Source organism: Pantoea eucalypti (assembly GCF_009646115.1).
In the GTDB taxonomy this organism is placed as follows: domain Bacteria; phylum Pseudomonadota; class Gammaproteobacteria; order Enterobacterales; family Enterobacteriaceae; genus Pantoea; species Pantoea eucalypti.
The window spans coordinates 960,273-986,649 of the sequence record NZ_CP045720.1 but is presented as its reverse complement, the minus strand read 5'-3'; the positions used below and the strand labels follow the sequence as shown (position 1 = coordinate 986,649).

Sequence of the window (26,377 nt, the reverse complement as noted above, 5' to 3'; positions counted from 1 at the left end):
GCTATTGTCGGTTGTACGATAAAGCAGCGCCCCTATACGACTGCACAAAACGCAGCGCCAGGCTGATGCGGTATACTCGCGGCAACTATTTCATGAGAGGAAAAGGCGATGACGGTAAAACTGCGTCCACTGGAGCGGGAAGACCTGCACTTTGTCCATCAGCTGGATAACAACGCCAGCGTGATGCGCTACTGGTTTGAGGAGCCCTATGAAGCGTTTGTGGAGCTGTCCGATCTCTACAACAAGCACATTCATGACCAGACGGAACGCCGCTTTGTGGTGGAGCATAGCGGGCAGAAAGCGGGATTAGTGGAACTGGTGGAGATTAACCATGTGCACCGCCGCGCTGAATTTCAGATCATTATCGATCCGGCGCATCAGGGCAAAGGGCTGGCAACCCAGGCGGCAAAGCTGGCGATGGATTACGGCTTTTCGGTTCTCAATCTCTATAAGCTCTACCTGATTGTCGATCAGGAAAACGAGAAAGCGATCCATATCTATACCAAGCTCGGCTTCGAGATCGAAGGCGTGCTTAAACATGAATTTTTCATTAATGGGGAGTACCGCAACACCATCCGCATGTGCATTTTCCAGCATCAGTATCTGGAACGCCATAAAACGCCAGGCGGGATGGTGAAGCCGACCGCGCAGTGATCAGCCGCGCGCGCCAACCGGATTCATGAAGGGACGTGGATGTTCCGGCTTGAGGTCGTACATGCTGCCATAGAAAGGATCGACCAGCAACCAGCCGGGGAATCCACCTAATGGGATATTGCCCAGCAGATACCAGAGGTTAGCGCGAGCCTCGATAGGCACTGTAACCGGCACGTAGCCCGGGCTTTCCAGCATCAGCAGATAGTGCTTTTTGCCGAAGTAGCGGCCGGTGGATTTTGCCAGCTCAACGGTCTGCGGCGTGAAACCCTGCGCAACTGCGTAGCCACGCTCATCCTGCACGGTAAAGCGCGCGCCCTGCGGCAGAGAGTCGATGCGCACCATTTGGGTTTCAGTGCCGACAATGGTGGCACAGCCGCTAAGCAGCAGCGCGGCGGCCAGAGCCAGAATTCGCTGTTTCATGAAGGGGTCCACAGAGTGATCAGTGCTCAAAGTGTAGACCGCCTTCTTTGTCTCAATCGGGCTATCATCGCCCGATTCAGCCAGCTTATTGCGGTTGACAAGCGCGGGCGATAGCCGCGATGTCGTTGGGTGAGGTGCGACAGCAGCCGCCAATCAGCTTCGCGCCCGCCTGCTGCCACTCATCCAGCTTGTCGTGCAGCGTGCAGCCCGACGGCGCGGAATGCCAGGTTTTGCTGCTGGCATCATACTGCTCGCCGGAGTTGGGATAGACCACCAGCGGTTTGTCGGTCAGCCTCTGCAACTGCTGCAGCGCAGGCGTTACGCTCTCCAGCGCTACGCAGTTGATCCCCAGCGCTATCACCTGCGGCTGCTGATTCAGCCAGCTCACCACCTCTGACAGCGGCGTGCCGTCGCTGATATGCCCGGCATCACGCAGCGTAAACGTGAACCACGCACGGCCTTCCGGGAATTCAGCCAGCAGCTTCACCAGTGCCTGCGCTTCCGCAAACGAAGGCAGGGTTTCGCAGGCCAGCAGATCGGCACCCGCCGCCAGCAGCGCCTGCACGCGCGGACGGTGAAACGCCATCATTTCCGCTTCCGGCAGTGCATAGTCACCGCGATATTCCGAACCATCCGCCAGGAAAGCACCATATGGCCCCACCGATCCCGCCACCAGCAGCGTTTTCGCATCGGGCCGGACCGCCAGATAGTCCTGACGTGCGCGGCGCGCCAGCTCGACGCTCTGGGCGATCAACGCCAGTGACTGCGCTTCATCAAGACCACGTGTGGCAAAGCCCTGCGGCGTCGCCTGATAGCTGGCGGTAATGGCACAACGCGCACCGGCGACAAAATAGTCGTAGTGCACCTGATAGATGAGCTCAGGATTTTCCATCAGCACCTTTGCTGACCAGAGCGCATCGGCCAGATGGCAGCCGCGGGCTTCCAGTTCGGTGGCCAGCGCGCCATCCAGAATCAGCAATGGTGACTCTGTTAAAGCCTGCGCGACAGGGTTATGCGACATCTTTGGCCTCCTCAGGCTTCGGGGATGATTTGTGGGTCAGATGGTATGCGGCGTAGCAGAACAGGACAAACGGGATGCCACACCATAGCGCGATACGCTGAGTTGGATCGAATGCCAGACCAACACAGGCCAGCAGGCAGAGCAGAAAGCCCAGAATCGGCGTCAGCGGATAGAGCGGCGCGCGGTAAGCCAGATCGGCCAGCGATTTGCCCTGCTGAAGGTGACGGCGACGGAAAACAAAATGCGAGGCGCAGATGCTGAGCCAGACCGCGACCACCGCAAAGCCAGAGATAGCCGACAGCGCCACAAACACTGTGTCTGGCGCAACCACGCTGGAAACCAGCGCCAGCAAACCGCCCACCATGCTGACAGTAATTGCCAGCATGGGTACGCCGCGCTTGTTCACCCGGGAAAAGGCACGCGGCAGCGTATTTTCGTTGGCCAGCGACCAGAGCATACGGCCCGATGCGTAAAGGCCGGAGTTGGCTGCTGACAGGATTGCAGTCAGGATCACAAAGTTAATGATGTCAGCCGCATACGGGATGCCGATCTTTTCGAACACCAGCACAAACGGACTTTTTACGATGCCAGCCTGATCCATCGGAATCAGCGCCGCCAGCACAAAGACTGTGCCGATGAAGAAGATGATCAGCCTGGCCAAGGTGGTGCGGATCGCCAGCGGCAGCACTTTCTCCGGCTGCTGGGTTTCACCGGCCGCAATCCCGATCAGCTCGGTGCCAGAGAAGGCGAAGTTCACCGCCACCATCGTCATCAGAATCGGCAGTACGCCATTGGGCAGCCAGCCGTGCGCGGTAAGATTGCTCAGACCGGGCGCGGGCGTGCCATCTTTCATCGGGATAAAGCCAAACATCGCTGCGCCGCCCAGCACGATAAAGGCAACGATCGTGACCACCTTAATCAGCGAGAACCAGAACTCCCCTTCGGCGAAGAAGCGGGTTGAGATGACGTTCAGCAGATAGATAGCGCAGCAGAAGACCAGGCACCATATCCATACCGGAATCTGCGGGAACCAGTACTGCATACAGAAGCCCGCTGCCGTCAGGCTGGAGCCCAGGGCCACCGTCCAGGTCAGCCAGTAGAGCCATGCCACGGTATAACCGGTTGCCGGACTGAGATAGCGCGCAGCGTAAACGTGGAACGCGCCGGTTTCCGGCATCGCCACAGAGAGTTCACCCAGACAGACCATCACCAGCCAGACCACCAGCGCGCCAATCAGATAGGCAAGCAGCGTACCCGCCGCTCCGGTAGTAGAAATGATATAGCCGGTGTTAAAAAACAGGCCAGTGCCGATCACGCCGCCCAGCGATAACATCACCAGATGGCGCACTTTCATGGTGCGTTTAAATTGTTCCTGCGAGGGAGTTGGCTGTTCGCTCATCTTTTTTATCCGTATGGACGTCTAAACATCTATAGTGGACAATTTTATACGCGTCACAGCGGGTAATTGCAACGGCAGGAAACAGGGAGGATGGAAAGGCCGTTCAGAGCCCCGTCGCGGCGGGGCCTGATGCGTTAGCCGAAAACGCTTTGAATATAGCGTTCCAGCGCCATGCGGGAACTGAATCCGTGCGGGATGCCGTAATGTTCCTGTGAATCACCCGCCAGGTAGAGAGGGAATTGGGTGTAGTGATCGCAGGTCTTCATTTCTGAAGCGGGTTCAGCGAAAGGCTGGCTCTTCTCTTTCAGTGTCGGGTGAATCACTAAAGCCATGCGCCCCATGCGCGCTTCGCGGTTCACATAAACGTAGTTCTCTCCACGGCGATAGCCATAGGCCCGTGGGGTAATTTCATCGACTTCGAAACCCGCTTTTTCCAGTACGCGCGCTACCTCATCCGGTCGTAAATACATGCTCGATCCTCTCCTCTTTCAAAAGCTTCGCAACCTTACAACAGCATGACAGAGTGGGCATTCGGAATTTTCCCTAAAGAACACTCCCGCGTCTCGTTAATCTCAAGGTCGTCTACACTAGTATTACGTTTTTAAATCAAAGGGAGCTAAAAAATGTTTAATCGCACTGTAAAAAACGATGACATTGATATCAATCAGGACGTTAACGAACTGGCCGATTCACTGGAAGCGCTGTTGAAATCTTACGGCAGTGACGCCAAAGACGAAGTGGACTCAGCCCGCAGTCAGGCAGAGAAGCTGCTGAAACAGACCCGCTCTAAACTGAACGGCGGCAGCAACCGTGTTTCACAGGTTGCGCGTGATGCTTCCGCTCAGGTTGATACCTATGTCCATGACAAACCATGGCACGGTGTAGGTATCGGTGCCGCATTCGGTATCGTTGTCGGTGTGCTGCTGGCTTCACGCCGCTAAGCTAAGCGCTGAGAAATCCCCTGAGCCCTGCCCTGTGCGGGGCTTTTTTTTGCCTTTTTTCCGGCCAGCGACATTTACAAAAGATTTTTCCAGGCTGCAGGGCGCATCCCTGCTGGCTTTTCCTCTGTTGCGCAAATACAAATCATAAAACCCTATATCTGGTGGGCTTGACCACCAAAACCACTACATCTAGTATTTAGCTCATCAGCACGACACCTGCTGTTCGTCACAATGAAGCCCGCAACCTGTCGCGTCTGCTTTGTTTTCGGGCATCAGAACCGCACACAGAGGGAAATACGAATCATGCGCATTATTATTTACACTAAAGATAACTGTGTCCAGTGCACGGCGACCAAAAATGCGATGGACCGTCAGGGTCTCGCCTATCAGTTAATCAATCTCGACAGCGAGCCGGAAGCGATCGACAACCTGAAATCACTGGGTTACCGCCAGGTGCCGGTGGTGATGGCAGATAACGATCACTGGAGCGGCTTCCGCCCGGACAAGATCGCCACTCTGCGATCGCTTTCTGCCGTCGGGGGCTAAGCGCATGTTCCCGCTGGTCTATTTTTCCAGCCAGTCGGAAAACACCCACCGGTTTGTCACGCGCCTCGGCCTGCCCGCCTGGCGCATCCCGCTTGATGCCCGTGATCAGTTGCATATCGACCAGCCCTATATTCTGGTGGTACCCAGCTATGGCGGTGGCAGCAGTCGCGGTGCAGTGCCCGGTCAGGTGATTCAGTTTCTTAATGATGAGGCGAACCGCCGTGGTATTCGTGGCGTGATCGCAGCAGGCAACCGTAACTTCGGTGCCGGTTACTGCCTGGCGGGCAGCATCATTGCAAAAAAATGTCAGGTTCCTTGTCTTTATCGCTTCGAGCTAATGGGAACCCCTGACGATATTGCGAAAGTTAAAGCGGGAGTAACCCAATTTTGGCAACAACAGATACCCTCAACGGCGTGACGCTCGATTATCACGCCCTCAATGCCATGCTGAACCTCTACGATGCTGACGGCCGTATCCAGTTCGACAAGGATCGCGAAGCGACACGTCAGTTTTATCTGCAGCATGTGCAACCTAATACCGTCCCCTTCTCCAGCAACGCCGAGCGTTTACGCTATCTGGTGGCGGAGAGCTATTACGAAGCGGATGTGCTGAATCAGTACGATTTTGATTTTCTGCTTGAGCTGCATGAGGTGGCGGAGAAGTGGGGATTTGAGTTCAAAACTTTTCTGGGCGCCTGGAAGTACTACACCAGCTATACCCTTAAGACCTTTGACGGCAAACGCTATCTGGAAACCTTCGAACAGCGCGCCTGCATGGTGGCACTGACACTGGCTCAGGGCGATGAAACGCTGGCGCGAGCGCTGCTGGAGGAGATCCTCAGCGGCCGTTTCCAGCCCGCGACGCCGACCTTTCTGAACTGCGGCAAACAGCAGCGCGGTGAGCTGGTCTCCTGCTTCCTGCTGCGCATCGAAGACAATATGGAGTCGATTGGCCGCGCAGTGAATTCGGCATTGCAGCTGTCAAAGCGCGGCGGCGGCGTCGCCTTTTTACTGTCGAACCTGCGTGAGTCTGGTGCGCCGATTAAACGTATTGAAAATCAATCGTCGGGCGTTATCCCCGTAATGAAAATGCTGGAAGATGCTTTCTCCTATGCGAATCAGCTTGGTGCGCGTCAGGGCGCCGGCGCAGTCTGGCTTAATGCGCATCATCCCGATATTTTCCGCTTTCTGGATACCAAACGCGAAAATGCCGACGAGAAGATCCGCATCAAAACGCTGTCGCTGGGCGTGGTTATTCCTGATATCACTTTTCAGCTGGCAAAAGAGAACAGACCCATGGCGCTGTTCTCGCCCTATGATGTTGAGCGGATTTACGGTCAGGCCTTTGGCGATATCAGTATCAGCGAGAAGTATGACGAGATGCTGGCGGATGATCGCATCCGTAAAACGTATATTCAGCCACGCGACTTCTTCCAGACGCTGGCCGAGATTCAGTTTGAGTCGGGCTATCCCTATATCATGTATGAGGACAGCGTGAACCGCAGCAACCCGATTGCCGGTCGCATCAATATGAGTAATCTCTGCTCTGAGATTCTGCAGGTGAACAGCGCCAGCGAGTACCATGATGACCTGAGCTATCGCCGCATCGGCAAAGATATCTCCTGTAATCTTGGCTCCCTGAATATTGCGCATGCCATGGATTCGCGCGATCTGGCGCGCACCGTGGATGTGGCGGTTCGCGCCCTGACCTCGGTGTCGATGATGAGCGAGATTGGCTCGGTGCCGTCGGTCGCCGAAGGCAATCGCCGTTCGCACGCCATCGGGCTGGGTCAGATGAACCTGCACGGCTATCTGGCGCGGGAAGGCATCGCCTACGGCTCACCGGAAGCGCTGGATTTCACCAATCTCTACTTCTATTGCATTACCTACTATGCGCTACGCACCTCTAATCAACTGGCGCAGGAGCATCAGAAGACGTTCGACGGCTTTGCGGATTCGCAATACGCCAGCGGCGTTTACTTCGATAAATATCTGCAGCGGGAATGGCTGCCGCGCACTGAACGGGTGACGACGCTGTTTGCCGATGCCGGACTGACACTGCCGACCCAGGCGGACTGGCAGGCGCTGCGTGATGCAGTGATGCAGCACGGGCTGTTTAATCAGAACCTGCAGGCGATCCCGCCGACCGGTTCGATCTCCTACATCAATCATGCCACCTCCAGCATCCATCCGATTGTCTCCCCTATTGAGATCCGCAAAGAGGGTAAAACTGGTCGCGTCTACTATCCCGCGCCGTTTATGACCAATGAGAATCTCCACCTCTATCAGGATGCGTATCAGATTGGGCCGGAAGCGATTATTGATACCTACGCAGAAGCGACTCAGCACGTCGATCAGGGCCTGTCACTGACGCTGTTTTTCCGCGATGACGTCACGACCCGCGACATCAACAAAGCGCAGATTTACGCGTGGAAAAAAGGGATCAAAACGCTTTATTACATTCGACTGCGTCAGATGGCGCTTCAGGGCACGGAGGTTCAGGGCTGCGTCTCATGCTCCCTGTAATGAAAACGATGAAACTTAAACAAATTCAGGCGATTAACTGGAACCGGATTCAGGATGAGAAAGATCTTGAGGTATGGAACCGTCTCACCAGCAACTTCTGGCTGCCAGAGAAGGTGCCGCTCTCTAACGATCTGCCCGCCTGGCAGACGCTGGATAAACAGCAGCAGCAACTGACCATCCGGGTCTTCACCGGCCTGACGCTGCTGGATACCATCCAGAACGTGATCGGCGCGCCGGGACTGATGGACGATGCTATTACGCCACACGAAGAGGCGGTGCTGTCGAACATCAGCTTTATGGAAGCCGTCCATGCGCGCTCTTACAGTTCTATCTTCTCAACTCTGTGTAATACGCAGGATGTGGATGCCGCCTATCAGTGGAGCGAAGAGAATGTGCCGTTGCAGAACAAGGCGCGCATCATCCTTGAACACTACCAGGCGGATGATCCGCTGAAGAAGAAGATCGCCAGCGTTTTTCTGGAGTCGTTCCTGTTCTATTCCGGCTTCTGGCTGCCGATGTACTGGTCGAGCCGGGGCAAGCTGACCAACACTGCCGATCTGATTCGCCTGATTATTCGCGATGAAGCGGTGCACGGTTATTACATCGGCTACAAATATCAGCAGGCGCTGGCCACGGCTGACGATCTGCGTCGCGAAGAGCTGCAGCAGTTCGCCTATGATCTGCTGCTGGCGCTGTATGAAAATGAAGTGGCTTACACCGAGGCGCTCTATGCCGATGTCGGCTGGGTAGAAGAGGTGAAAACCTTCCTGCACTACAACGCCAACAAAGCGCTGATGAATCTGGGCTACGAGGCGCTGTTCCCGGCGGAGCTGACGGCGGTAAATCCGGCCATTCTGTCGGCGCTGTCACCCAATGCTGACGAGAACCACGACTTCTTCTCCGGTTCAGGCTCCTCCTATGTGATGGGTAAAGCGGTCGAAACCGAAGATGAAGACTGGAATTTCTGAGGTTTACCGGGTGCTGTTTTATCAGCATCCGGTTTTCACTGGCAATGGTATAGCAACCGCGCCACCGCGACTCATCATAAGAAAAAAATATTACTGCAATACCGCCTGACTATTTCATTGTTTATTGATATTCATCCGCCCCGTATTTTCTTTTTTTCGGCCAATTATTTCACTGAACATGGTCGTTTCAGGCGTGATTATTTTCCTGCATCGGTCCCCATTATTTCCGTAATATTTCACGTTGGTGACGTCTGTTTTTCTCCCTTTCACGCAGCAAATCGACCTAAATGCCAATAAATCCCTGATTATTTCACAAAAAATTAATCCGCGCTTATCCCTTGTGAGCACTGAAGATAATCTACATCTGAATGCCCCGTGCCCGGCAAACATCCCAACTCAGGGTTGTCAGATAACGTCAGTGTGCTACGGTATGGCCTGCTTAAATTTCAGCGGGAACGACAGGTTAATATCAGATATTTCAACCAGGATTTAATGACTGCATGGCTATTAAGCTCGAAGTAAAAAATCTCTATAAAATATTTGGCGACAATCCGGATCGCGCGTTTAAATATATTGAAAAAGGTGCGACCAAAGATGTCATTCTGGAGAAGACCGGTCTCTCTCTTGGCGTAAAGAACGCCAGTCTGGCTATTGAAGAAGGCGAGATATTCGTCATCATGGGGTTATCTGGTTCAGGAAAATCGACCATGGTTCGCCTTCTCAATCGTCTGATAGAGCCGACGCGCGGCCAGGTGATTATTGATGGTGTCGATATTGCCAAAATATCGGCCAGCGAACTGCGTGACGTGCGCAGAAATAAAATCAGCATGGTATTCCAGTCATTTGCTTTGATGCCGCACATGAATGTATTAAATAACACGGCATTTGGCATGGAATTAGCGGGCGTCGCACTGGCTGAACGCCAGGAAAAAGCCCTGGAAGCGTTACGTCAGGTCGGGCTGGAGAATTATGCGCACGCTTACCCGGATGAACTTTCCGGGGGAATGCGACAGCGCGTCGGATTAGCCCGCGCGCTGGCAATCAATCCCGACATCTTATTAATGGATGAGGCCTTCTCCGCACTGGATCCGTTGATTCGTACTGAGATGCAGGATGAGCTGGTTAATTTACAAGCCAGGCATCAGCGCACCATCGTCTTTATTTCCCACGATCTGGATGAAGCGATGCGTATTGGCGATCGCATTGCCATTATGCAGGGCGGCGAAGTGATACAGGTTGGTACGCCGGATGAGATCCTGAATAACCCAGCCAACGACTATGTCCGCACCTTTTTCCGTGGCGTCGATATCAGTCACGTATTCAGCGCCAAAGATATAGCCCGTCGTAGCGCGGGAGCATTGATCCGCAAAGCGCCTGGTTTCGGTCCGCGCTCCGCCATGAAACTGCTGCAGGATGAAGACCGCGATTACGGCTACGTGCTGGAAAAGCAGAAATTTATCGGCGTGGTTTCCACCGATTCTCTGAAAGCGGCGCTGGCAGCAGGCGAAGGTATCGACAGCGCCCTGCTCGACACCCCGGCGGCGGTTCCCGCCGATACCTCATTGAGCGATTTGCTCTCTCACGTCGCGCAGGCACCCTGTGCGGTGCCCGTGGTCGGCGAAGAAAATCACTATGTCGGTCTCATTTCCAAAAGCACGCTGTTGCGCGCGTTAGATCGTGAAGGAGCCCAGCCATGAGTCAGGACACCACCAATCCGTGGGATAGCGGCACCGCTGCCAGCACTCAGGCTGCGCCCACCAGCAGCGGCGGTGCCGATGCCTGGGGCACGCCCGATGGTAGCGCGACAACCCATGCAGCCAGTAGCAGTGACTGGCTCAACAGCGCCCCTGCACCCGCACCGGAACATTTCAGTATCATGGATCCGTTCCACAAAACCTGGATCCCGCTTGATCACTGGGTGACCACCGGTATCGACTGGGTGGTCAACCATTTCCGCCCGCTGTTTCAGGGTATCCGGGTGCCGGTTGACTATATCCTCAGCGCCTTTCAGCAGCTGTTGCTGGGAATGCCAGCGCCAGTGGCAATTCTGGTGTTTGCGCTGATTGCCTGGCAGATCGCAACCCCCGCCATGGGCATTGCCACGCTGGTATCGCTGATCGCCATAGGGGCCATTGGCGCCTGGTCGCAGGCGATGGTGACGCTGGCGCTGGTGCTTACCGCGCTGATGTTCTGCATTCTCATCGGCCTGCCGCTGGGGATCTGGCTGGCCCGTAGCGAACGGGCAGCGCGTATTGTACGACCTCTGCTGGATGCAATGCAGACCACACCCGCCTTTGTCTACCTGGTGCCGATTGTGATGCTGTTTGGTATCGGCAACGTGCCGGGCGTGGTGGTAACGATTATCTTCGCCCTGCCACCGATTGTGCGTCTGACTATTCTCGGCATTAAGCAGGTACCCGCCGATCTGATCGAAGCGAGCGAATCCTTTGGTGCCAGTCCGAGACAGCTGCTATTCAAAGTGCAGTTGCCGCTGGCGATGCCCACCATTATGGCGGGCGTCAATCAGACCCTGATGCTGGCGCTGTCAATGGTGGTGATCGCCTCGATGATCGCCGTCGGCGGACTCGGTCAGATGGTCCTGCGCGGTATTGGCCGTCTTGATATGGGGCTGGCTACGGTGGGTGGCGTGGGAATTGTGATTCTTGCCATTATCCTTGATCGCCTGACCCAATCGTTTGGTCGCGATAGCCGCAGCCGCGGTAATCGTCACTGGTATCACACCGGTCCGCTGGGCCTGATCTTCTCTCCTTCGCGTAAAAAATAATCTGTCGGGCGGTGCCTGCGCGCCGCCCATCCTGACGCGACATCTTAAATAAGGAATGACTATGCGCAACAGAGCCTCTCTGCTCGCCGCCGTGGTAACCACGCTGGCCGTTTCACACGTCTCCGCTGCCGATCTGCCGGGCAAAGGTATTACGGTGCAACCTATACAGAGTACTATCGCTGAAGAGACTTTTCAGACCCTGATTGTCAGCCGCGCGCTGGAAAAACTCGGCTATCAGGTCAGCAAGCCGAGTGAAGTGGATTACAACGTTGGCTACACCTCTATCGCCGCTGGCGACTCCACCTTTACCGCGGTGAACTGGCAGCCGCTGCATGACGACATGTATAAAGCTGCCGGTGGCGATCAGAAGCTGTATCGACAGGGAACCTACGTTACCGGTGCCGCCCAGGGTTATCTGATTGATAAGAAGACCGCCGAGAAATATCACATAACCAATATCGAACAGCTGAAAGATCCTAAGATCGCCAGACTGTTTGACGCCAACGGCGATGGCAAGGCGGATATGACCGGCTGTACGCCAGGCTGGGGCTGTGAAGCGGTAATTAATCATCAGAACAGCGCCTTTGGTCTCAGTGATACCGTGACCGCCAATATGGGTAACTATTCGGCGATGGTGGCGGATACGCTGGCACGCTACAAACAGGGTAAGCCGATCCTTTATTATACCTGGACGCCCTACTGGCTGAGCGATGTGCTGAAGCCGGGCCGCGATGTAGTCTGGCTGCAGGTGCCGTTCTCGTCGCTGCCTGGCGAACAGAAGGATGTCGATACTAAGCTGCCAAACGGCGCGAACTACGGTTTCCCGGTTAATACCATGCACATCGTCGCCAACAAAGCCTGGGCGGCGAAAAATCCGGCGGCGGCCCGTCTGTTTGCGGTCATGAAGCTGCCTATTACCGATATCAATGCTGAAAACTCAGCGATGCATGCCGGACAAAACTCAGAAGAGGCGATTAACCGTCATGTTGATGGCTGGATTAAAGCGCATCAGGCTGAGTTCGATAAATGGATCAGCGAGGCTCAGGCCGCCGCGCAATAACATGAAAACATGTCCACCCCAGGGTGGTTGATAAAAGTGCTGGCTCAGAGAGCATACGCCTTAAGTCGGACAGTGATTAAGGGCGGAAACATTTCTGCCCTTTTTTTATGCCTGCTATCCCGACTGGTATGGCCTGTTAATAAACATGCGTGTGAAATAGTTTTTTGAGTTATTATTAACCTTAAATGATTATTAGCGACCGATGCTGTTTATGAATGCGACTCGCCAGGGTCTGACGCCTGCTTTAGTGGTTCTGATGTCGGTAGCAACCGGCCTCTGCGTAGCCAGTAACTACTACGTTCAGCCACTGCTTAATACCATCGCTCAACAGTTTGATCTCTCTGTTAGCCTCGCCGGGTTTATTGTCACCACGGCGCAACTCGGCTATGCCTGCGGATTGCTGTTGCTGGTGCCGTTAGGCGATCGCTTTGACCGACGCAGCCTGATTGTAACGATGATCCTGCTGGCTGCGGCGGGCATGGTCATCATCGCCCTTTCGCACTCATTTCCCTTTTTACTGCTGGGCACAGTCATGACTGGCCTGTTTTCGGTCGCTGCGCAAATCCTGGTGCCGCTGGCTGCCACACTGGCCGAGCCGGAGCGGCGCGGCAAAATCGTTGGTACCGTCATGAGCGGTTTGCTGCTGGGGATTCTGCTGGCGCGCACCGTGGCAGGCGGTCTCGCACAGCTTGGCGGCTGGCGTACGGTCTACTGGACAGCCAGTTTGCTGATAGTCGTGATGGCGCTGGCGCTGTGGCGAGCGCTGCCACGTGTTAAGCAGTCCGTGCCAATGAGCTATCCACAACTGCTGGCCTCTATCTTTCGCCTGTATGCAGGTAATCGCGTGATCCGCACCCGCGCGTGGACCGGCTGTCTCGCGTTTGCCAATTTCAGCCTGCTGTGGACCTCAATGGCGTTTCTGCTTTCTGGCGCGCCTTATCACTTCTCAGAAGGTGAGATCGGCCTGCTGGGGCTGGTCGGTGCCGCAGGGGCGCTGGCTGCTCGTCAGGCGGGCTCACTGGCTGACAGGGGTAAAGCGAAGCTGACGACCCGACTTGGCCTGCTGCTCATGTTGCTCTCCTGGGCCGCTATTGCATGGGGCGCAGCGCAGCTGGTGCCGCTTATTATTGGCATTCTGCTGCTGGATCTGGCGGTGCAGGCTGTCCATATCACCAATCAAAGCGTGATCTATGCGCAGATGCCGGAGGCTCGTAACCGTCTGAATGCAGGTTACATGACCAGCTACTTTACAGGTGGTGCGGCGGGTTCGCTGCTCTCCGCCACCGCTTATCATCTGTGGGGCTGGCATGGCGTCTGTGGCGCTGGCGCCCTGCTTACGCTGACTAATCTGCTGATCTGGGCAAAGGGATCGCGCTTTGAGCCGGAAATAATCAACTGAATCCTGGCCCGACAGTGCAAGGGTCTGGTCACAAATGGTTAGGTTTGTTATGGTTAGTAACAAAGCTATTCACTTCGGTTATTTTTCCTCGCGATATTATTAAATTTGCCCTCTTTTGAAAACGTCCCGGCTCAGCGCTGCCGCCGGGTGTACGGGTTTTTGACCCAGGGCCAGGGAGTGGCCTGGAATACCTTTGATGGTACAGAGTGCGGGTCTGAGAGCGATCACCTGCCAAAAAGTGACTACGCTTACCCTGTCACCATAGTTATTATACAAGTTGCAATTAGTGAGGTTTTTTTTAATGGAAAGTTCGTTTACTCCCATTGAGCAGATGCTAAACATCCGTGCCAATCGCCATAAGGATTTTCCGTTACAGGAAATTATTCTGACGCGTCTCTGTATGCATATGCAGGGTAAACTGCTGGACAACCGTAATAAGATGCTGAAAGCACAGGGGATTAATGAAACCCTGTTCATGGCGTTGATTACGCTGGATGCGCAGGAAAACCACAGCATTCAGCCTTCTGAACTCAGTTCAGCCCTTGGCTCTTCACGCACCAATGCGACGCGCATTGCCGATGAGCTGGAGAAGCGCGGCTGGATTGAGCGTCGCGAAAGCGATCACGACCGTCGCTGCCTGCACCTGCATCTGACCGATAAAGGCATGGAGTTCCTGCGTCAGTTGCTGCCCCCTCAGCATCAGAGCCTGCAGTATCTCTGGTCGTCGCTGTCAGTCGATGAGAAATCCCAGCTGGAAGGTATTACCCGTAAGCTGCTTAATCGTCTTGATAAAATGGATGAAGATCAGCTGATCGCCTCGCTGTCCCGCTAATAGCAATAAGTGCGACACAATCACCCGTCGAAATCGTTATTTTAACTTCCTTTTTTATCTGGCCAGCGCCTAGTCGCTGGCTTTTTCGACTCGGGCGCTGGCAGAAATGGATTTCTGCTGCCCGTCTAAATGGAAAACGTGGAGAAAGTCATGAGTGCAACGGCAGAAGCACAAAGTCCGCAACCGTCAGCCAGTAAAAAGAAGAAGCGCAAAAGTGTGCTCATTGTGCTGGCGCTGATCTTTGTGCTGATTGGTATTGCCTGGGGGGTTTACTGGTTCCTGGTCCTGCGCCATTTTCAGGAGACCGATGACGCCTACGTTGCAGGTAATCAGGTGCAGGTGATGGCACAGGTTTCCGGTAGCGTTAACAAAGTCTGGTTTGAAGATACCGATTTCGTTAAAAAGGGCGATGTGCTGGTTTCACTCGATAAGACGGATGCTGAACAGGCGTTTGAAAAAGCGCAGACAGCACTGGCCACCAGCGTGCGTCAGACGCATCAGCTGATGATCAATGGCAAACAGTACCAGGCCAGCATTACGTTGCAGCAAACTGCGCTGGCGCAGGCACAGGCCGACCTGAAACGTCGTGAGCCATTGGGTGTAGCTAACCTGATTGGCCGTGAAGAGTTGCAGCACGCCCGGGACGCTGTCGCGACGGCTAAAGCGCAGCTGGATGTCGCGATTCAGCAATATAATGCTAATCAGGCGATGATCCTTAATACCTCGCTGGAGAATCAGCCAGCTGTGCAACAGAGCGCAGCTGAGTTGCGTGATGCCTGGCTGGCACTGCAGCGCACCGAGATCCGCAGCCCGATGGATGGTTTTGTTTCACGTCGCAGCGTGCAGGTCGGTTCACAAATCTCCACCAGCACCCCGCTGCTGGCTGTCGTGCCTGCAACGAATCTGTGGGTCGATGCCAATTTCAAAGAGACCCAGCTGGCTGGCGTACGCATTGGTCAGCCTGCCACCGTGGTTGCCGACATTTACGGTGACGACGTCGTTTATCATGGCAAAGTCGCAGGACTGGATATGGGCACCGGCAGCGCCTTCTCTCTGCTGCCTGCACAGAATGCTACCGGTAACTGGATCAAAGTGGTTCAGCGCCTGCCGGTTCGTATCGAACTGAATCAGGAAGATATCGCCAGACATCCACTGCGCATCGGCCTCTCCACGCTGGTCAAAATCGATACCACCAGCAACGAAGGCAGTGTGCTGGCTACCAGCGTCCGCCAGCAGGCCGCTTACAGCAGCAATGCCCTGGCGATTGACCTTGCGCCGGTCAATCAGCTGATCACCGATATTGTCCGCGCCAACGCCGGATGATGACGCGGAGGCTGTAATGGCACAAAAACCGCTTGAAGGGATGCCGCTGGTCCTGATGACCGTTGCGCTGTCGCTGGCGACGTTCATGCAGGTGCTGGACTCGACCATCGCCAACGTGGCCATCCCTACGATTGCCGGGAACCTGGGCGCGTCGAACTCTCAGGGTACATGGGTAATCACCTCGTTTGGTGTCGCGAATGCGATCTCGATCCCGCTGACCGGCTGGCTGGCAAAGCGCATTGGTGAAGTGAAGTTGTTCACCTGGTCGACCATTCTGTTTGCCATCGCCTCCTGGGCGTGTGGTATGTCAGATAGCCTGGAGATGCTGATCTTTTTCCGTGTCATTCAGGGGATTGTTGCAGGTCCATTGATCCCGCTGTCGCAAAGTCTGCTGCTCAACAACTATCCGCCCGCTAAGCGCAGTCTGGCACTGTCGCTGTGGGCGATGACGGTGATCGTCGCGCCGATCTGTGGCCCGATACTGGGCGGCTGGATCAGCGATAACTATCACTGGGGCTGGATCTTCTTTATCAACGTCCCGATTGGTGTGGCCGTGGTCATACTGACGCTGCAAACGCTGCGTGGCCGGGAAACTAAAACCGAAATCCGGCGGATCGACATGGTCGGGCTGGTGCTGCTGGTCGTGGGGATCGGCTGTTTACAGGTCATGCTGGATCGCGGAAAGGAGCTCGACTGGTTTAACTCGGTCGAGATTATCGTGTTAGGGGTCGTGGCATTGATCGCGCTCACAGTCCTGCTGGTCTGGGAGCTGACGGACGATCACCCGATCATCGACCTCTCCCTGTTTAAGTCGCGCAATTTTACCATTGGCTGTCTGTCGATCAGTCTGGCGTACATGCTCTACTTCGGCTCGATAGTCCTGTTACCGCAGCTGCTGCAGGAGGTTTACGGTTATACCGCAACCTGGGCAGGCCTGGCGTCGGCACCGGTAGGCATCATACCGGTGATCCTGTCGCCGATTATTGGTCGCTTTGCGCATAAGCTCGACATGCGACGGCTGGTCACATTCAGCTTCATTATGTATGCCATCTGCTTCTACTGGCGCGCGTATACATTTGAACCGGGGATGGACTTTGGTGCCTCAGCCTGGCCGCAGTTTATCCAGGGCTTTGCCGTGGCCTGCTTCTTTATGCCACTGACGACCATTACGCTGTCGGGACTGCCGCCGGAGCGCATGGCCGCAGCATCCAGCCTGTCGAACTTTATGCGTACGTTTGCTGGTTCGGTAGGCACGTCGATTACAACCACGATGTGGACGAATCGCGAGTCGATGCATCATAGCTATATGACCGAGTCAATTACCCCGTACAACGTTAATTCACAGCAGATGTATAGCCAGCTGGAGAGCCTGGGAATGACGCAGCAGCAGGCCTCGGCGTATATCGCGCAGCAGATTACCAATCAGGGACTGATCATTTCAGCGAATGAAATTTTCTGGGCATCGGCGGGGGTATTCCTGATCCTGCTGGTGCTGATCTGGTTTGCCCGTCCGCCGTTTGGTGCAGGCGGTGGCGGCGGTGGCGCACACTGACGTGACAAAGCAAAACGGGCCTTTCGGCCCGTTTTTTTATGCGTTCTGACGCCACCATTCGGCGAGCAGTACGCCGGTTGCGACCGAAACGTTGAGACTTTCTACGTTGCCGGTGCCGCCAATCGACAGGCTCATGTCACCCTGTTTGAACGCGGTGTCAGAAAGACCTTCACGTTCCTGACCTAACACCAGCACCATTTTCTCCGGCAGCTTAGCCTGCGCCAGCGGCGTGCCCTGATGGCTGGAGGTGGTCACGATGGTGTAACCCGCTTTACGGAACGCTTCCAGACCTTCGCTGAAAGTTGCGCCGCTGATGGCCTGAACATGCTCGGCACCGCCTTCTGCGGTGCGCACTGCTGCACCCGACTCCAGCAGTGAGGCATCGTTTACCAGCAAACCTTTTACGCCAAAGTGCGCGCAGCTGCGCATAATCGCGCCCAGGTTATGCGGGTTACTGACATCTTCCAGTGCCAGTACGCAATCTTTGGTTGTTGCCTGGCTCAGCCATTCCGAAACCGCCATACCCATACGCTTTTTGATCAGGAAGCAGACGCCACCGTGATGCTCAGTGCCTGATGCTTTGGTGATCTCTGCATCTTCTACCACGTGATAGGCTTTGCGGTTCGCCGCCAGCCAGCGCAGCGATTCACGGAAACGCGGAGTCACTTCCTGAATGAACCAGGCGCGAACAATCGCTTCCGGACGACTCTGGAACAGTGCCTGACAGGCGTTCTCACCATAAACGCGGGTTTCTTCGTTACGCTGACGACGGATCTGCTCAGGATCAACAAAGCTCTTGCCGCTGATGCCGCCATGATCGGGCTTATCACTCTCGGGCGATGCAGCACGGTCTGCTGATGGCGCGCGTGATACGGTGCGCCATGGGGAGTCGCTGCTGCCATAGGCGCCACGGCTATCATCGCCACGATCGTTGCGGCGACCTGCACCCTCGTCTGAACGGCGTGGCGCGCCACGTCCGCCTTCGTCACGGCGCGGTGAACTGCTGCGACCAGTGTCGTCGCTGCGACGCCCCGCGGAGCGACCACCTTCCTGACTGCGTTCTGTACGGGGGCCAGATGAACGACGATTATCATCCTGGCGGGCAGCAGCGTGACCACCTTTGCCTGTACGAGGATTCGGCGCACGCGCACTTTTATCGTCCTCGCCACGCACGTACATCACCTTAACCTTGCCGCTCTTGCCTTTAAATTCGTCGTTCATATCTTCCTCCTGCATTGAGAGCGCGCAGATTACCTGATGTGCTGGCGCTTAGCTATCAACTATTGAACCTATAGAGCAATCCAGATTGAGCAGGAATCCGCCCTCTTTCATAATGGACAACAATTACCAGACTGACACTTTTAAACCTCAGAGGTTCCTATGAATACGGTATGCGCTTCCTGCCAGGCAACCAATCGCGTTCCTGAAGAACGCCTTGCCGATGCGGCGAAATGCGGCCGCTGCGGAAATGCGTTGTTTGATGGCGAGGTGGTCAATGCCACCAGCGCTAACTTTGACAAATATCTGCAGGACGATCTGCCGGTGGTGATCGATTTCTGGGCGCCCTGGTGCGGTCCCTGCGTCAATTTTGCGCCCGTGTTTAAAGATGTCGCCAGCGAGCGCAGCGGGAAAGTCCGCTTTATTAAAGTGAACACCGAAGCGGAACCGGCCCTGAGCGCCCGTTTCAACATTCGCAGTATTCCTACCATCATGCTGTTTAAGAACGGCGAGCGGGTGGACATGCTGAATGGTGCCATGCCCAAGGCACCGTTTAACGAATGGCTGGATGAATCACTGTAATATTCAGAGGCCAGCCAGTCTGGCCTTTTCCTTTTCGCCTGCGCTTCGATTACACTGACGTTTTTTCCTGCCCTGAAACCTCATGTCTGATAATGCTGTTTTGCGCTTGCGCACCCAACGCCTGGCGCGTGCCACCCGTCCTTTTCTTGCGCGTGGAAATCGTGTCATTCGCTGCCAGGGTTGTCTGCTGCCAGAAGCCAACTGTCTTTGCAGTCAGATCGTTCCTGCGTCTGCCCGTAGCCGCTTCTGCCTGGTGATGTTTGATACCGAGCCGATGAAACCGAGCAATACCGGGCGTCTGATTGCCGATATTCTGCCGGATACCCAGGCGTTTGGCTGGTCACGCACCGAGCCGGATCCGCTGCTGCTGGCGGCCGTGCGCAATCCTGATTATCAGCCGCTTGTCGTCTTTCCGGCCGCCTATGCGGATCCTGGTCGCGAGGTGCTGACAACGCCACCCACCAGCGGCAAGCCGCCGCTGTTTATTATGCTGGATGGCACCTGGACCGAAGCACGCAAGATGTTCCGCAAAAGCCCCTGGCTCGACGCCCTGCCGGTGATGTCGCTGGATGTGAGCACTCCTTCGCGCTATACGCTGCGGGAGGCGCACGGCGAAGGTCAGCACTGTACCGCTGAAGTGGCCGCGGCGCTGCTGGCGCAGGCGGGCGATCGGCTGGCGGCAGAAGCACTATCTCACCATTTTGATCAGTTCCGTGCGGCCTACCTGGCAGGGAAACCGCATCACGCCGGACAGGCTTAGCCGCATCCCTCTTCTTCCGGCAGGCGAGCGCCTGGGCTGACCGATCCGAAGATCCGGATCTTCAGCCTGCGATCTGCCCGGAAGCACTGCCAGCAAAAAGCGTTTACAATCACGCAAATCCCGATCTCTGGAGGGCGAGATGAGCCAACGCGGACTGGAAGCGCTGTTACGACCTAAATCAATTGCGGTGATTGGTGCCTCGGTCACGCCCGGGCGTGCCGGATACTTTATGATGCGTAACCTGCTGGCGGGCGGTTTTAGCGGGCCGGTTTTGCCGGTGACGCCAAAATATAAAGCAGTCAGCGGCGTGCTGGCCTGGCCCACCATCGACAGCCTACCTTTCGCGCCCGACCTGGCGGTGATCTGTACCCACTCGAAACGTAACCTCGAGTTGCTGCAACAGCTCGGCGAAAAAGGCTGCAAGGCCTGCATTATCCTCTCCGCGCCCGCCAGCCAGTCGGCCGAGCTCAAAGCCTGCGCAGGTAAATGGCAGATACGTCTGCTGGGACCAAACAGTCTGGGCCTGCTGGCGCCCTGGCAGGGATTGAATGCCAGCTTCTCGCCGGTGCCAATTGAGAAAGGCCGCATCGCGTTTATCTCTCAGTCCGCCGCCGTCTCTAATACCATTCTCGACTGGGCGCAGCAGCGTAATCTCGGTTTCTCCTGGTTTATTGCGCTGGGTGACAGTCTGGATACCGATGTCGATGACCTGCTCGACTTCCTGGCGCGTGACGGCAAGACCAGCGCCATCCTGCTCTATCTTGAGCACCTCAGCGATGCGCGTCGTTTTGTTTCCGCTTCCCGCAGTGCCTCGCGGAATAAACCGATATTGATCATCAAGAGTGGTCGCAGCCGCGAAGCCCAGGCGCTGCTTGGCACCCACAGCGGCCTTGACGCCGCCTGGGATGCGGCCATTCAGCGCGCCGGGTTGCTGCGGGTCCAGGATACCCATGAGCTGTTCTCCGCCGTTGAGTCGCTAAGCCATATGCGCCCGCTGCGAGGCGACAGACTGATGATCATCAGCAATGGAGCCGCACCTGCCGCGCTGGCGCTGGATGAACTCTATGCCCGTAACGGAAAACTGGCGCAGCTCAGCGATGAGACACGTCAGCAACTGGAGGCGCTGCTACCCGCGGGTGCAGGTCGCGGTAATCCGCTGGATTTAAAAGATGACGCCACAGCGGAACGTTATACCGCCTGTGTGGAGATTCTGCTCAACAGCCATGAACTTGATGCATTAATGATTATTCATGCGCCAAGCGCGGTCGCGCCCGCAACTGAAACGGCCGCACATCTGATCGACACCATAGCCCGTCACCCGCGCGGTAAGCTGGTGACGCTGCTGACCAACTGGAGCGGCGAGTTCTCTTCCCAGGCTGCACGTCGTGCCTTTACGCAGGCGGGCATCCCGACCTGGCGCACGCCGGAAGGCACCGTCACCGCCTTTATGCATCAGGTTGAGTATCGCCGTAACCAGAAGCAGCTGCGTGAAACCCCTGCCCTGCCCACAACACTGAAGCAGGATAGCGCTCAGGCTCACCAGTTGCTGTCACAGGCGCTGTCGCGCGGCGTTACCGCGCTGGATACGCACGAAGTGCAGCCAGTATTGCAGGCATACGGACTGGCGACACTGCCGACCTGGATCGCCAGCGACAGCACATCGGCTGTGGCGATTGCCGATCAGATTGGCTATCCGGTGGCGCTGAAACTGCGTTCACCCGATATCGCCCATAAGTCGGAGGTTCAGGGTGTAATGCTCTATCTGCGCAATGCCAGCGAAGTAGAGCATGCCGCTGAGGCCATTTTTGATCGGGTCAGACAGACGCTGCCGCAGGCGCGTATTGAAGGGCTGCTGGTTCAGAGCATGGCCAGCCGTGCGGGCGCGCAGGAGTTGCGGGTCGTGGTCGAACAGGATGCCCTGTTTGGTCCAATCATTATGCTGGGCGAAGGCGGCGTTGAATGGCAGGCCGATAAACAGGCTGCGGTTGCCTTGCCTCCGCTGAATATGACACTGGCACGCTATCTGGTGATTCAGGCAATCAAGAGCGGAAAAATCCGCAGCCGTAGCGCCCTGAATCCGCTGGATATCCCCGGTTTGAGCCAGTTGCTGGTGCAGGTCTCTAACCTGGTGGTGGATTGCCCGGAGATCCAGCGACTGGATATTCATCCGCTACTGGCAGCGGGTAATGATTTTACCCTGCTGGATGTCACCCTGACGCTGGCTCCGTTCGATGGCGATAACGAAGCGCGGCTGGCAATTCGTCCTTATCCTCAGCATCTTGAGGAGCAGGTGGAATTAAAGAATGGGCAATTCTGCCTGTTCCGGCCGATCCTGCCAGAAGATGAACCTTTGCTGCGCGACTTCATTAGCCAGGTGACCAAAGAAGACCTTTACTACCGCTACTTCAGTGAAATCAATGAATTCACCCATGATGATCTCGCCAATATGACCCAGATCGATTATGACCGTGAGATGGCGATCGTAGCGGTGCGTCAGCATCAGGGACGACCTGAGATCATCGGTGTAACCCGCGCTATCTCTGATGCGGATAACATTGATGCGGAGTTTTCGGTGCTGGTCCGTTCTGACCTGAAAGGGTTAGGGATGGGCCGCCGTCTGCTGGAAAAGATGATCCGCTACACCCGACATCACGGCTTGCAACAATTGAACGGTATCACCATGCCCCATAATCGCGGCATGATTACGCTGGCCCGTAAACTTAACTTTCATGTTGATATTCAACTGGATGACGGTATTGTCAGCCTGAAATTGTCCTTACAGAATGAGATCAACCCACCTTGTAGAGAAAGGTAAAAAACGTTCGAATTGACGGAGTTGATGTTATTATTTGTGGTTATAACCCTGATTTGATGGCAAAAGGCCATGCAATGAACAGAGAAGAAGTGCACTGTGATGTTGTCTAAATTCAAACGTAACAAACACCAACAACACCTCGCACAGCTGCCTAAACTGTCACAATCCGTTGCGGATGTGTCGACACTTTATTCGCCTGCTGAGTTTCGCCAGACGTTGCTGGAGAAAATAGCGACCGCACAGACACGCATCTGTATTGTTGCGCTTTATCTGGAAAATGATGACGCCGGACGTGCCGTTATGGATGCGCTCTATAGCGCGAAGCAGGCGCGGCCAACGCTGGATATTTCGATTCTGGTCGACTGGCACCGCGCGCAACGTGGCCGAATTGGCGCAGCACGAGGCGTAACCAATGCTGACTGGTATTGCGAAATGGCCACACGCTATCCGGATATTGCCATCCCGGTTTATGGCATCCCGGTTAATACGCGTGAAGCGCTGGGCGTGCTTCATCTAAAAGGCTTCATTATTGATGATATGCTGCTCTATAGCGGTGCCAGCATCAATGATGTCTACCTGCATCAGCATGATAAGTATCGGTATGATCGCTATCAGGTTATCCGGAATCCCCAACTGACCGATACCATGTATGAGTGGATCACACTGAATCTTAAACCTGCAGAAGCCGTCAACCGGCTCGATTTTGCAGAACGCCCCTCAAGTCCTGAAATCAAAAATGAGACACGCCAGTTCCGTCAGGATCTCCGGGGTTTCAATTACCAGTTTGAAGGCAATGCCGGCAATGATGAACTGACGGTCACGCCACTGGTCGGTCTGGGCAAGCATAGCCTGCTCAATAAAACCATTTTCCATCTGATGCCCTGTGCGGAACAGAAGCTGATCATCTGTACCCCTTACTTCAACATGCCAGCCCTGCTGGTGCGTAATATCATTCATCTGCTGCGCCAGGGGAAAAAAGTCGAGATCATCGTCGGTGATAAAACCGCCAATGATTTCTACATTGCGCCTGATGAGCCATTCAAAATTATCGGCGCGCTGCCTTACCTGTATGAAATCAATCTGCGTCGTTTCATGAGCCGTCTGCACTACTATGTTACGACCGATCAGCTGGTCGTGAGACTCTGGAAGGATGGTGAAAACAGTTATCACCTTAAAGGGATGTGGGTTGATGACGAATGGCAGCTGATTACCGGTAATAACCTCAACCCGCGTGCATGGCGGCTTGATCTGGAAAATGCGGTGCTGATTCACGATCCTCATCAGGAGTTAGCGGCTCAGCGTGAGAAAGAGCTTACGTTAATCCGTCAGAACACGACGATAGTGACGCATTTCCGTGAGCTTGAAAGTATTGCCGATTACCCGGCTAAAGTGCGGAAACTGATTCGCCGTCTGCGCCGGATACGTATCGATCGCCTGATCAGCCGTATTCTTTAATCGCTGCGGCCATAGAGGCATTCATTACGCGAAGTATCCTGTTGCTGTGCTGTTGTGCAGTGGATGCGTCGATATGGCGGAAGATCAGCGAGCATGACGGGATAAAGCGGAACATGTTTTCGCTTCTGCCGCGCTGGCTGCTGCAGGCAATGAATATGGGCAGCGCCAGCCTCTTTCTGGCCGTCAAAACCAGACTATCGGCATCCTGTTTTCATTAAGTATTGGGGCGGGAAAAGAGTGATATGACAGCCGCCCGAATGGCAGCGGCTGGCGCTGGAAAGCGTTCGTGTGGGATGCCGCGGATGCAACCCGCGGCATTGCCCTGTGAAATCTGAGTCAGTCGCCTTGTTAAAGCGTAATCCCTTTGCCGCGTCTGTGCAGCAACAGCGACACCAGAAATGCTACCGCACCCATGGCTGAAACATACCAGAAGAAGGTGGTCTCAATCCCCTGCTGCTTCATCAGCAACGCCACATACTCCGCCGACCCACCGAACAGCGCATTCGCGACTGCGTATGATAGCCCGACACCCAGAGCACGCACCTGCGGCGGAAACATTTCGGCTTTAAGAATGCCGCTGATGGCGGTGTAGAAGCTGGTAATCAACAAGGCCAGCATGATTAACAGGAAAGCTACGCCAGGACTTTGCACGTTTTGCAGCAGGGTCAGAATGGGTACTGTACAGATTGCCGCCCCCGCACCAAAGATCATCATCGAAGTGCGACGACCGATTTTATCTGACAGCGCACCGATTATTGGCTGAATCAGCATGAAGACCAGCAGTGCCCCGGTCATCAGCCCGCTGGCCGTTTTTGGATCCATGCCTGATGTGTTAACCAGATACTTTTGCATGTAGGTGGTGAAGGTGTAAAAACTCAGGGAGCCGCCGGCGGTGAAACCCAGCACCATCAGGAAGGGACGGGTATGATTGCGCAGTAACCCGATGACGCTACCCGCATCACGATGTTCACGGCTGGCTTTATCTGAGGTTTCTTCCAGAGAGCGTCGTAACCACAATGCGACAACGGCGAGCAGTGCGCCGAGGAAGAACGGAATGCGCCAGCCCCAGCTGCGCAGCTCTGCATCAGTGAGCACAAATTGCAGGACCACCACGGTCAGCACCGCCGCTAACTGACCGCCAATCAGCGTGACGTACTGGAAAGAGGCATAGAATCCCTTGCGTCCTTCCAGGGCGACTTCACTCATGTAGGTTGCGCTGGTCCCATACTCCCCACCCACCGATAACCCCTGAAACATACGCGCCAGCAGCAGAATGACGGGAGCGGCTACGCCAATCGTTGCATAACCGGGCAGGCAGGCGATCACCAGTGAACCAAAACACATCATACAGACTGAAACCAGCATCGAATTTTTTCGGCCGTGCTTGTCGCCAATATAGCCAAATAACCAGCCGCCAATCGGACGCATTAAAAATCCTGCTGCAAAAACACCCGCTGTCTGCAATAACTGCGTTGTGGTGTCACCCTTTGGGAAGAAGATGTGCGCAAAGTAGAGCGAGAAGAATGAATAGACATAGAAGTCGAACCATTCAACCAGGTTGCCCGATGACGCGCCGACGATTGCCCAGATACGTTTCTTTGTATCATCCGGCTGAGTTTTATTATTGGTGGGTGTCATGCCTTACCTCTGTTCCTTGCTGATCAACAGCGTTTAAAGGAGTGAGTAAAGCATTTAAGTCTACCGAAGGTAAAGGCGGGGTAATCCGAGATTATATTTGTGAGCCATGTCGCTAATTATCGAAAAATCAGCGAGTTGCTGGCAATTATGAGGGAAAGCCGGCCGGTGATAGCGCTGCAGGAAGCGGGAAAATCATTAACAATTTTGCTAAATACAGCGTAATTCAGACGTAAAAAAGCCCCGCACTTTCGTGCGGGGCTTCTTCACTTATATAATGCCTGGCAGTTCCCTACTCTCGCATGGGGAGACCCCACACTACCATCGGCGCTACGGCGTTTCACTTCTGAGTTCGGCATGGGGTCAGGTGGGACCACCGCGCTAAAGCCGCCAGGCAAATTCTGTTCTCCGCGCCGCCCCTTAAGGCCGCGCAGATATATCCGGTACAGGCTGAAAATCGTGTCTCTCAAAAACGCCTCTGGCGTT

Annotated in this window: 23 protein-coding genes and 1 rRNA gene; 17 read left to right on the top strand and 7 right to left on the bottom strand. The window is 55.2% G+C overall.

Annotated features, from left to right (window positions below; genetic code table 11):
- Window positions 1-108: 108 nt before the first annotated feature.
- On the top strand, window positions 109-654 hold the full coding sequence (gene speG, locus EE896_RS04660) for a spermidine N1-acetyltransferase (protein ID WP_003850356.1): 546 nt from the start codon (window positions 109-111) through the stop codon (window positions 652-654).
- On the opposite strand, the gene EE896_RS04655 is transcribed toward speG, so the two are convergent.
- The 4 genes from EE896_RS04655 to EE896_RS04640 form a co-directional block, all read right to left on the bottom strand.
- A complete protein-coding gene (locus EE896_RS04655) occupies window positions 655-1,074 on the bottom strand; it encodes a hypothetical protein (RefSeq protein WP_140915754.1) in 420 nt (139 codons plus the stop codon). It abuts the gene before it with no gap.
- 85 nt (window positions 1,075-1,159) lie between these two features.
- Complete coding sequence (mmuM, locus tag EE896_RS04650) at window positions 1,160-2,095, bottom strand: homocysteine S-methyltransferase (protein WP_003850358.1); 936 nt, start codon at window positions 2,093-2,095, stop codon at window positions 1,160-1,162.
- On the bottom strand, window positions 2,085-3,494 hold the full coding sequence (gene mmuP, locus EE896_RS04645) for an S-methylmethionine permease (protein ID WP_140915755.1): 1,410 nt from the start codon (window positions 3,492-3,494) through the stop codon (window positions 2,085-2,087). Before mmuP ends, mmuM begins: the two co-directional genes overlap by 11 nt.
- Before the next feature lie 134 nt (window positions 3,495-3,628).
- The gene (locus EE896_RS04640) at window positions 3,629-3,964 is read right to left on the bottom strand and encodes a DUF2002 family protein (protein WP_003850360.1); all 336 of its coding nucleotides are present in this window, start codon (window positions 3,962-3,964) and stop codon (window positions 3,629-3,631) included.
- A gap of 153 nt (window positions 3,965-4,117) precedes the next feature.
- Between EE896_RS04640 and EE896_RS04635 the strand changes: the two genes are divergently transcribed.
- The 12 genes from EE896_RS04635 to emrB all read left to right on the top strand — a co-directional run bounded on the left by EE896_RS04635 (window position 4,118) and on the right by emrB (window position 17,426).
- Window positions 4,118-4,435: a DUF883 family protein gene (locus tag EE896_RS04635; RefSeq protein ID WP_003850361.1), complete on the top strand. Its 318-nt coding sequence runs from the start codon at window positions 4,118-4,120 to the stop codon at window positions 4,433-4,435.
- Between the two features lie 303 nt (window positions 4,436-4,738).
- Complete coding sequence (gene nrdH / locus EE896_RS04630) at window positions 4,739-4,981, top strand: glutaredoxin-like protein NrdH (protein ID WP_140033120.1); 243 nt, start codon at window positions 4,739-4,741, stop codon at window positions 4,979-4,981.
- 4 nt (window positions 4,982-4,985) lie between these two features.
- Window positions 4,986-5,399, top strand: coding sequence for a class Ib ribonucleoside-diphosphate reductase assembly flavoprotein NrdI (nrdI, locus tag EE896_RS04625; protein WP_003850364.1), 414 nt, complete (start codon window positions 4,986-4,988; stop codon window positions 5,397-5,399).
- Window positions 5,400-5,425: 26 nt separating this feature from the next.
- Window positions 5,426-7,507 carry a class 1b ribonucleoside-diphosphate reductase subunit alpha gene (nrdE, locus tag EE896_RS04620; protein WP_420372164.1) on the top strand — a complete coding sequence of 694 codons (2,082 nt, stop codon included), beginning with the start codon at window positions 5,426-5,428 and terminating at the stop codon, window positions 7,505-7,507.
- A gap of 8 nt (window positions 7,508-7,515) precedes the next feature.
- Entirely contained in the window at window positions 7,516-8,475 is a 960-nt protein-coding gene (nrdF, locus tag EE896_RS04615; RefSeq protein WP_003850367.1) for a class 1b ribonucleoside-diphosphate reductase subunit beta, read from the top strand.
- 500 nt (window positions 8,476-8,975) lie between these two features.
- Entirely contained in the window at window positions 8,976-10,172 is a 1,197-nt protein-coding gene (gene proV, locus EE896_RS04610; protein ID WP_003850372.1) for a glycine betaine/L-proline ABC transporter ATP-binding protein ProV, read from the top strand.
- Window positions 10,169-11,260 carry a glycine betaine/L-proline ABC transporter permease ProW gene (gene proW / locus EE896_RS04605; RefSeq protein ID WP_003850374.1) on the top strand — a complete coding sequence of 364 codons (1,092 nt, stop codon included), beginning with the start codon at window positions 10,169-10,171 and terminating at the stop codon, window positions 11,258-11,260. The genes proV and proW overlap by 4 nt, the downstream gene beginning before the upstream one ends.
- Window positions 11,261-11,321: 61 nt before the next feature.
- Complete coding sequence (gene proX / locus EE896_RS04600; RefSeq protein WP_140915756.1) at window positions 11,322-12,320, top strand: glycine betaine/L-proline ABC transporter substrate-binding protein ProX; 999 nt, start codon at window positions 11,322-11,324, stop codon at window positions 12,318-12,320.
- 211 nt (window positions 12,321-12,531) lie between these two features.
- On the top strand, window positions 12,532-13,719 hold the full coding sequence (locus EE896_RS04595) for an MFS transporter (protein WP_140915757.1): 1,188 nt from the start codon (window positions 12,532-12,534) through the stop codon (window positions 13,717-13,719).
- A 301-nt stretch (window positions 13,720-14,020) separates the two neighbouring features.
- Complete coding sequence (gene mprA, locus EE896_RS04590; protein WP_003850381.1) at window positions 14,021-14,551, top strand: transcriptional repressor MprA; 531 nt, start codon at window positions 14,021-14,023, stop codon at window positions 14,549-14,551.
- A 150-nt stretch (window positions 14,552-14,701) separates the two neighbouring features.
- Window positions 14,702-15,874 carry a multidrug efflux MFS transporter periplasmic adaptor subunit EmrA gene (gene emrA / locus EE896_RS04585; protein WP_008926765.1) on the top strand — a complete coding sequence of 391 codons (1,173 nt, stop codon included), beginning with the start codon at window positions 14,702-14,704 and terminating at the stop codon, window positions 15,872-15,874.
- A gap of 16 nt (window positions 15,875-15,890) precedes the next feature.
- Entirely contained in the window at window positions 15,891-17,426 is a 1,536-nt protein-coding gene (gene emrB, locus EE896_RS04580) for a multidrug efflux MFS transporter permease subunit EmrB (RefSeq protein ID WP_003850384.1), read from the top strand.
- A gap of 36 nt (window positions 17,427-17,462) precedes the next feature.
- Here emrB and EE896_RS04575 read toward each other — a convergent pair whose 3' ends face one another.
- Entirely contained in the window at window positions 17,463-18,647 is a 1,185-nt protein-coding gene (locus tag EE896_RS04575) for a tRNA/rRNA methyltransferase (RefSeq protein ID WP_003850386.1), read from the bottom strand.
- A gap of 159 nt (window positions 18,648-18,806) precedes the next feature.
- On the opposite strand from EE896_RS04575, the gene trxC reads away from it, so the two are divergent.
- From trxC to pssA, 4 genes are all read left to right on the top strand, one after another.
- Complete coding sequence (trxC, locus tag EE896_RS04570; RefSeq protein ID WP_008926766.1) at window positions 18,807-19,226, top strand: thioredoxin TrxC; 420 nt, start codon at window positions 18,807-18,809, stop codon at window positions 19,224-19,226.
- 82 nt (window positions 19,227-19,308) lie between these two features.
- Window positions 19,309-19,986 (top strand): tRNA-uridine aminocarboxypropyltransferase, encoded by a 678-nt coding sequence (locus EE896_RS04565; protein ID WP_003850389.1) that lies wholly within the window; start codon window positions 19,309-19,311, stop codon window positions 19,984-19,986.
- Window positions 19,987-20,125: 139 nt separating this feature from the next.
- Window positions 20,126-22,801, top strand: a complete 2,676-nt coding sequence (locus EE896_RS04560; protein WP_078804709.1) for a bifunctional acetate--CoA ligase family protein/GNAT family N-acetyltransferase — start codon at window positions 20,126-20,128, stop codon at window positions 22,799-22,801.
- 99 nt (window positions 22,802-22,900) lie between these two features.
- A complete protein-coding gene (gene pssA / locus EE896_RS04555) occupies window positions 22,901-24,256 on the top strand; it encodes a CDP-diacylglycerol--serine O-phosphatidyltransferase (protein WP_003850394.1) in 1,356 nt (451 codons plus the stop codon).
- 348 nt (window positions 24,257-24,604) lie between these two features.
- Here the strand turns inward: pssA and EE896_RS04550 are convergent, their stop codons facing one another.
- Window positions 24,605-25,894, bottom strand: coding sequence for an MFS family transporter (locus EE896_RS04550; protein ID WP_003850398.1), 1,290 nt, complete (start codon window positions 25,892-25,894; stop codon window positions 24,605-24,607).
- 276 nt (window positions 25,895-26,170) lie between these two features.
- Window positions 26,171-26,286: ribosomal RNA gene (gene rrf, locus EE896_RS04545) — 5S ribosomal RNA — on the bottom strand.
- Between the last annotated feature and the right edge of the window lie 91 nt (window positions 26,287-26,377).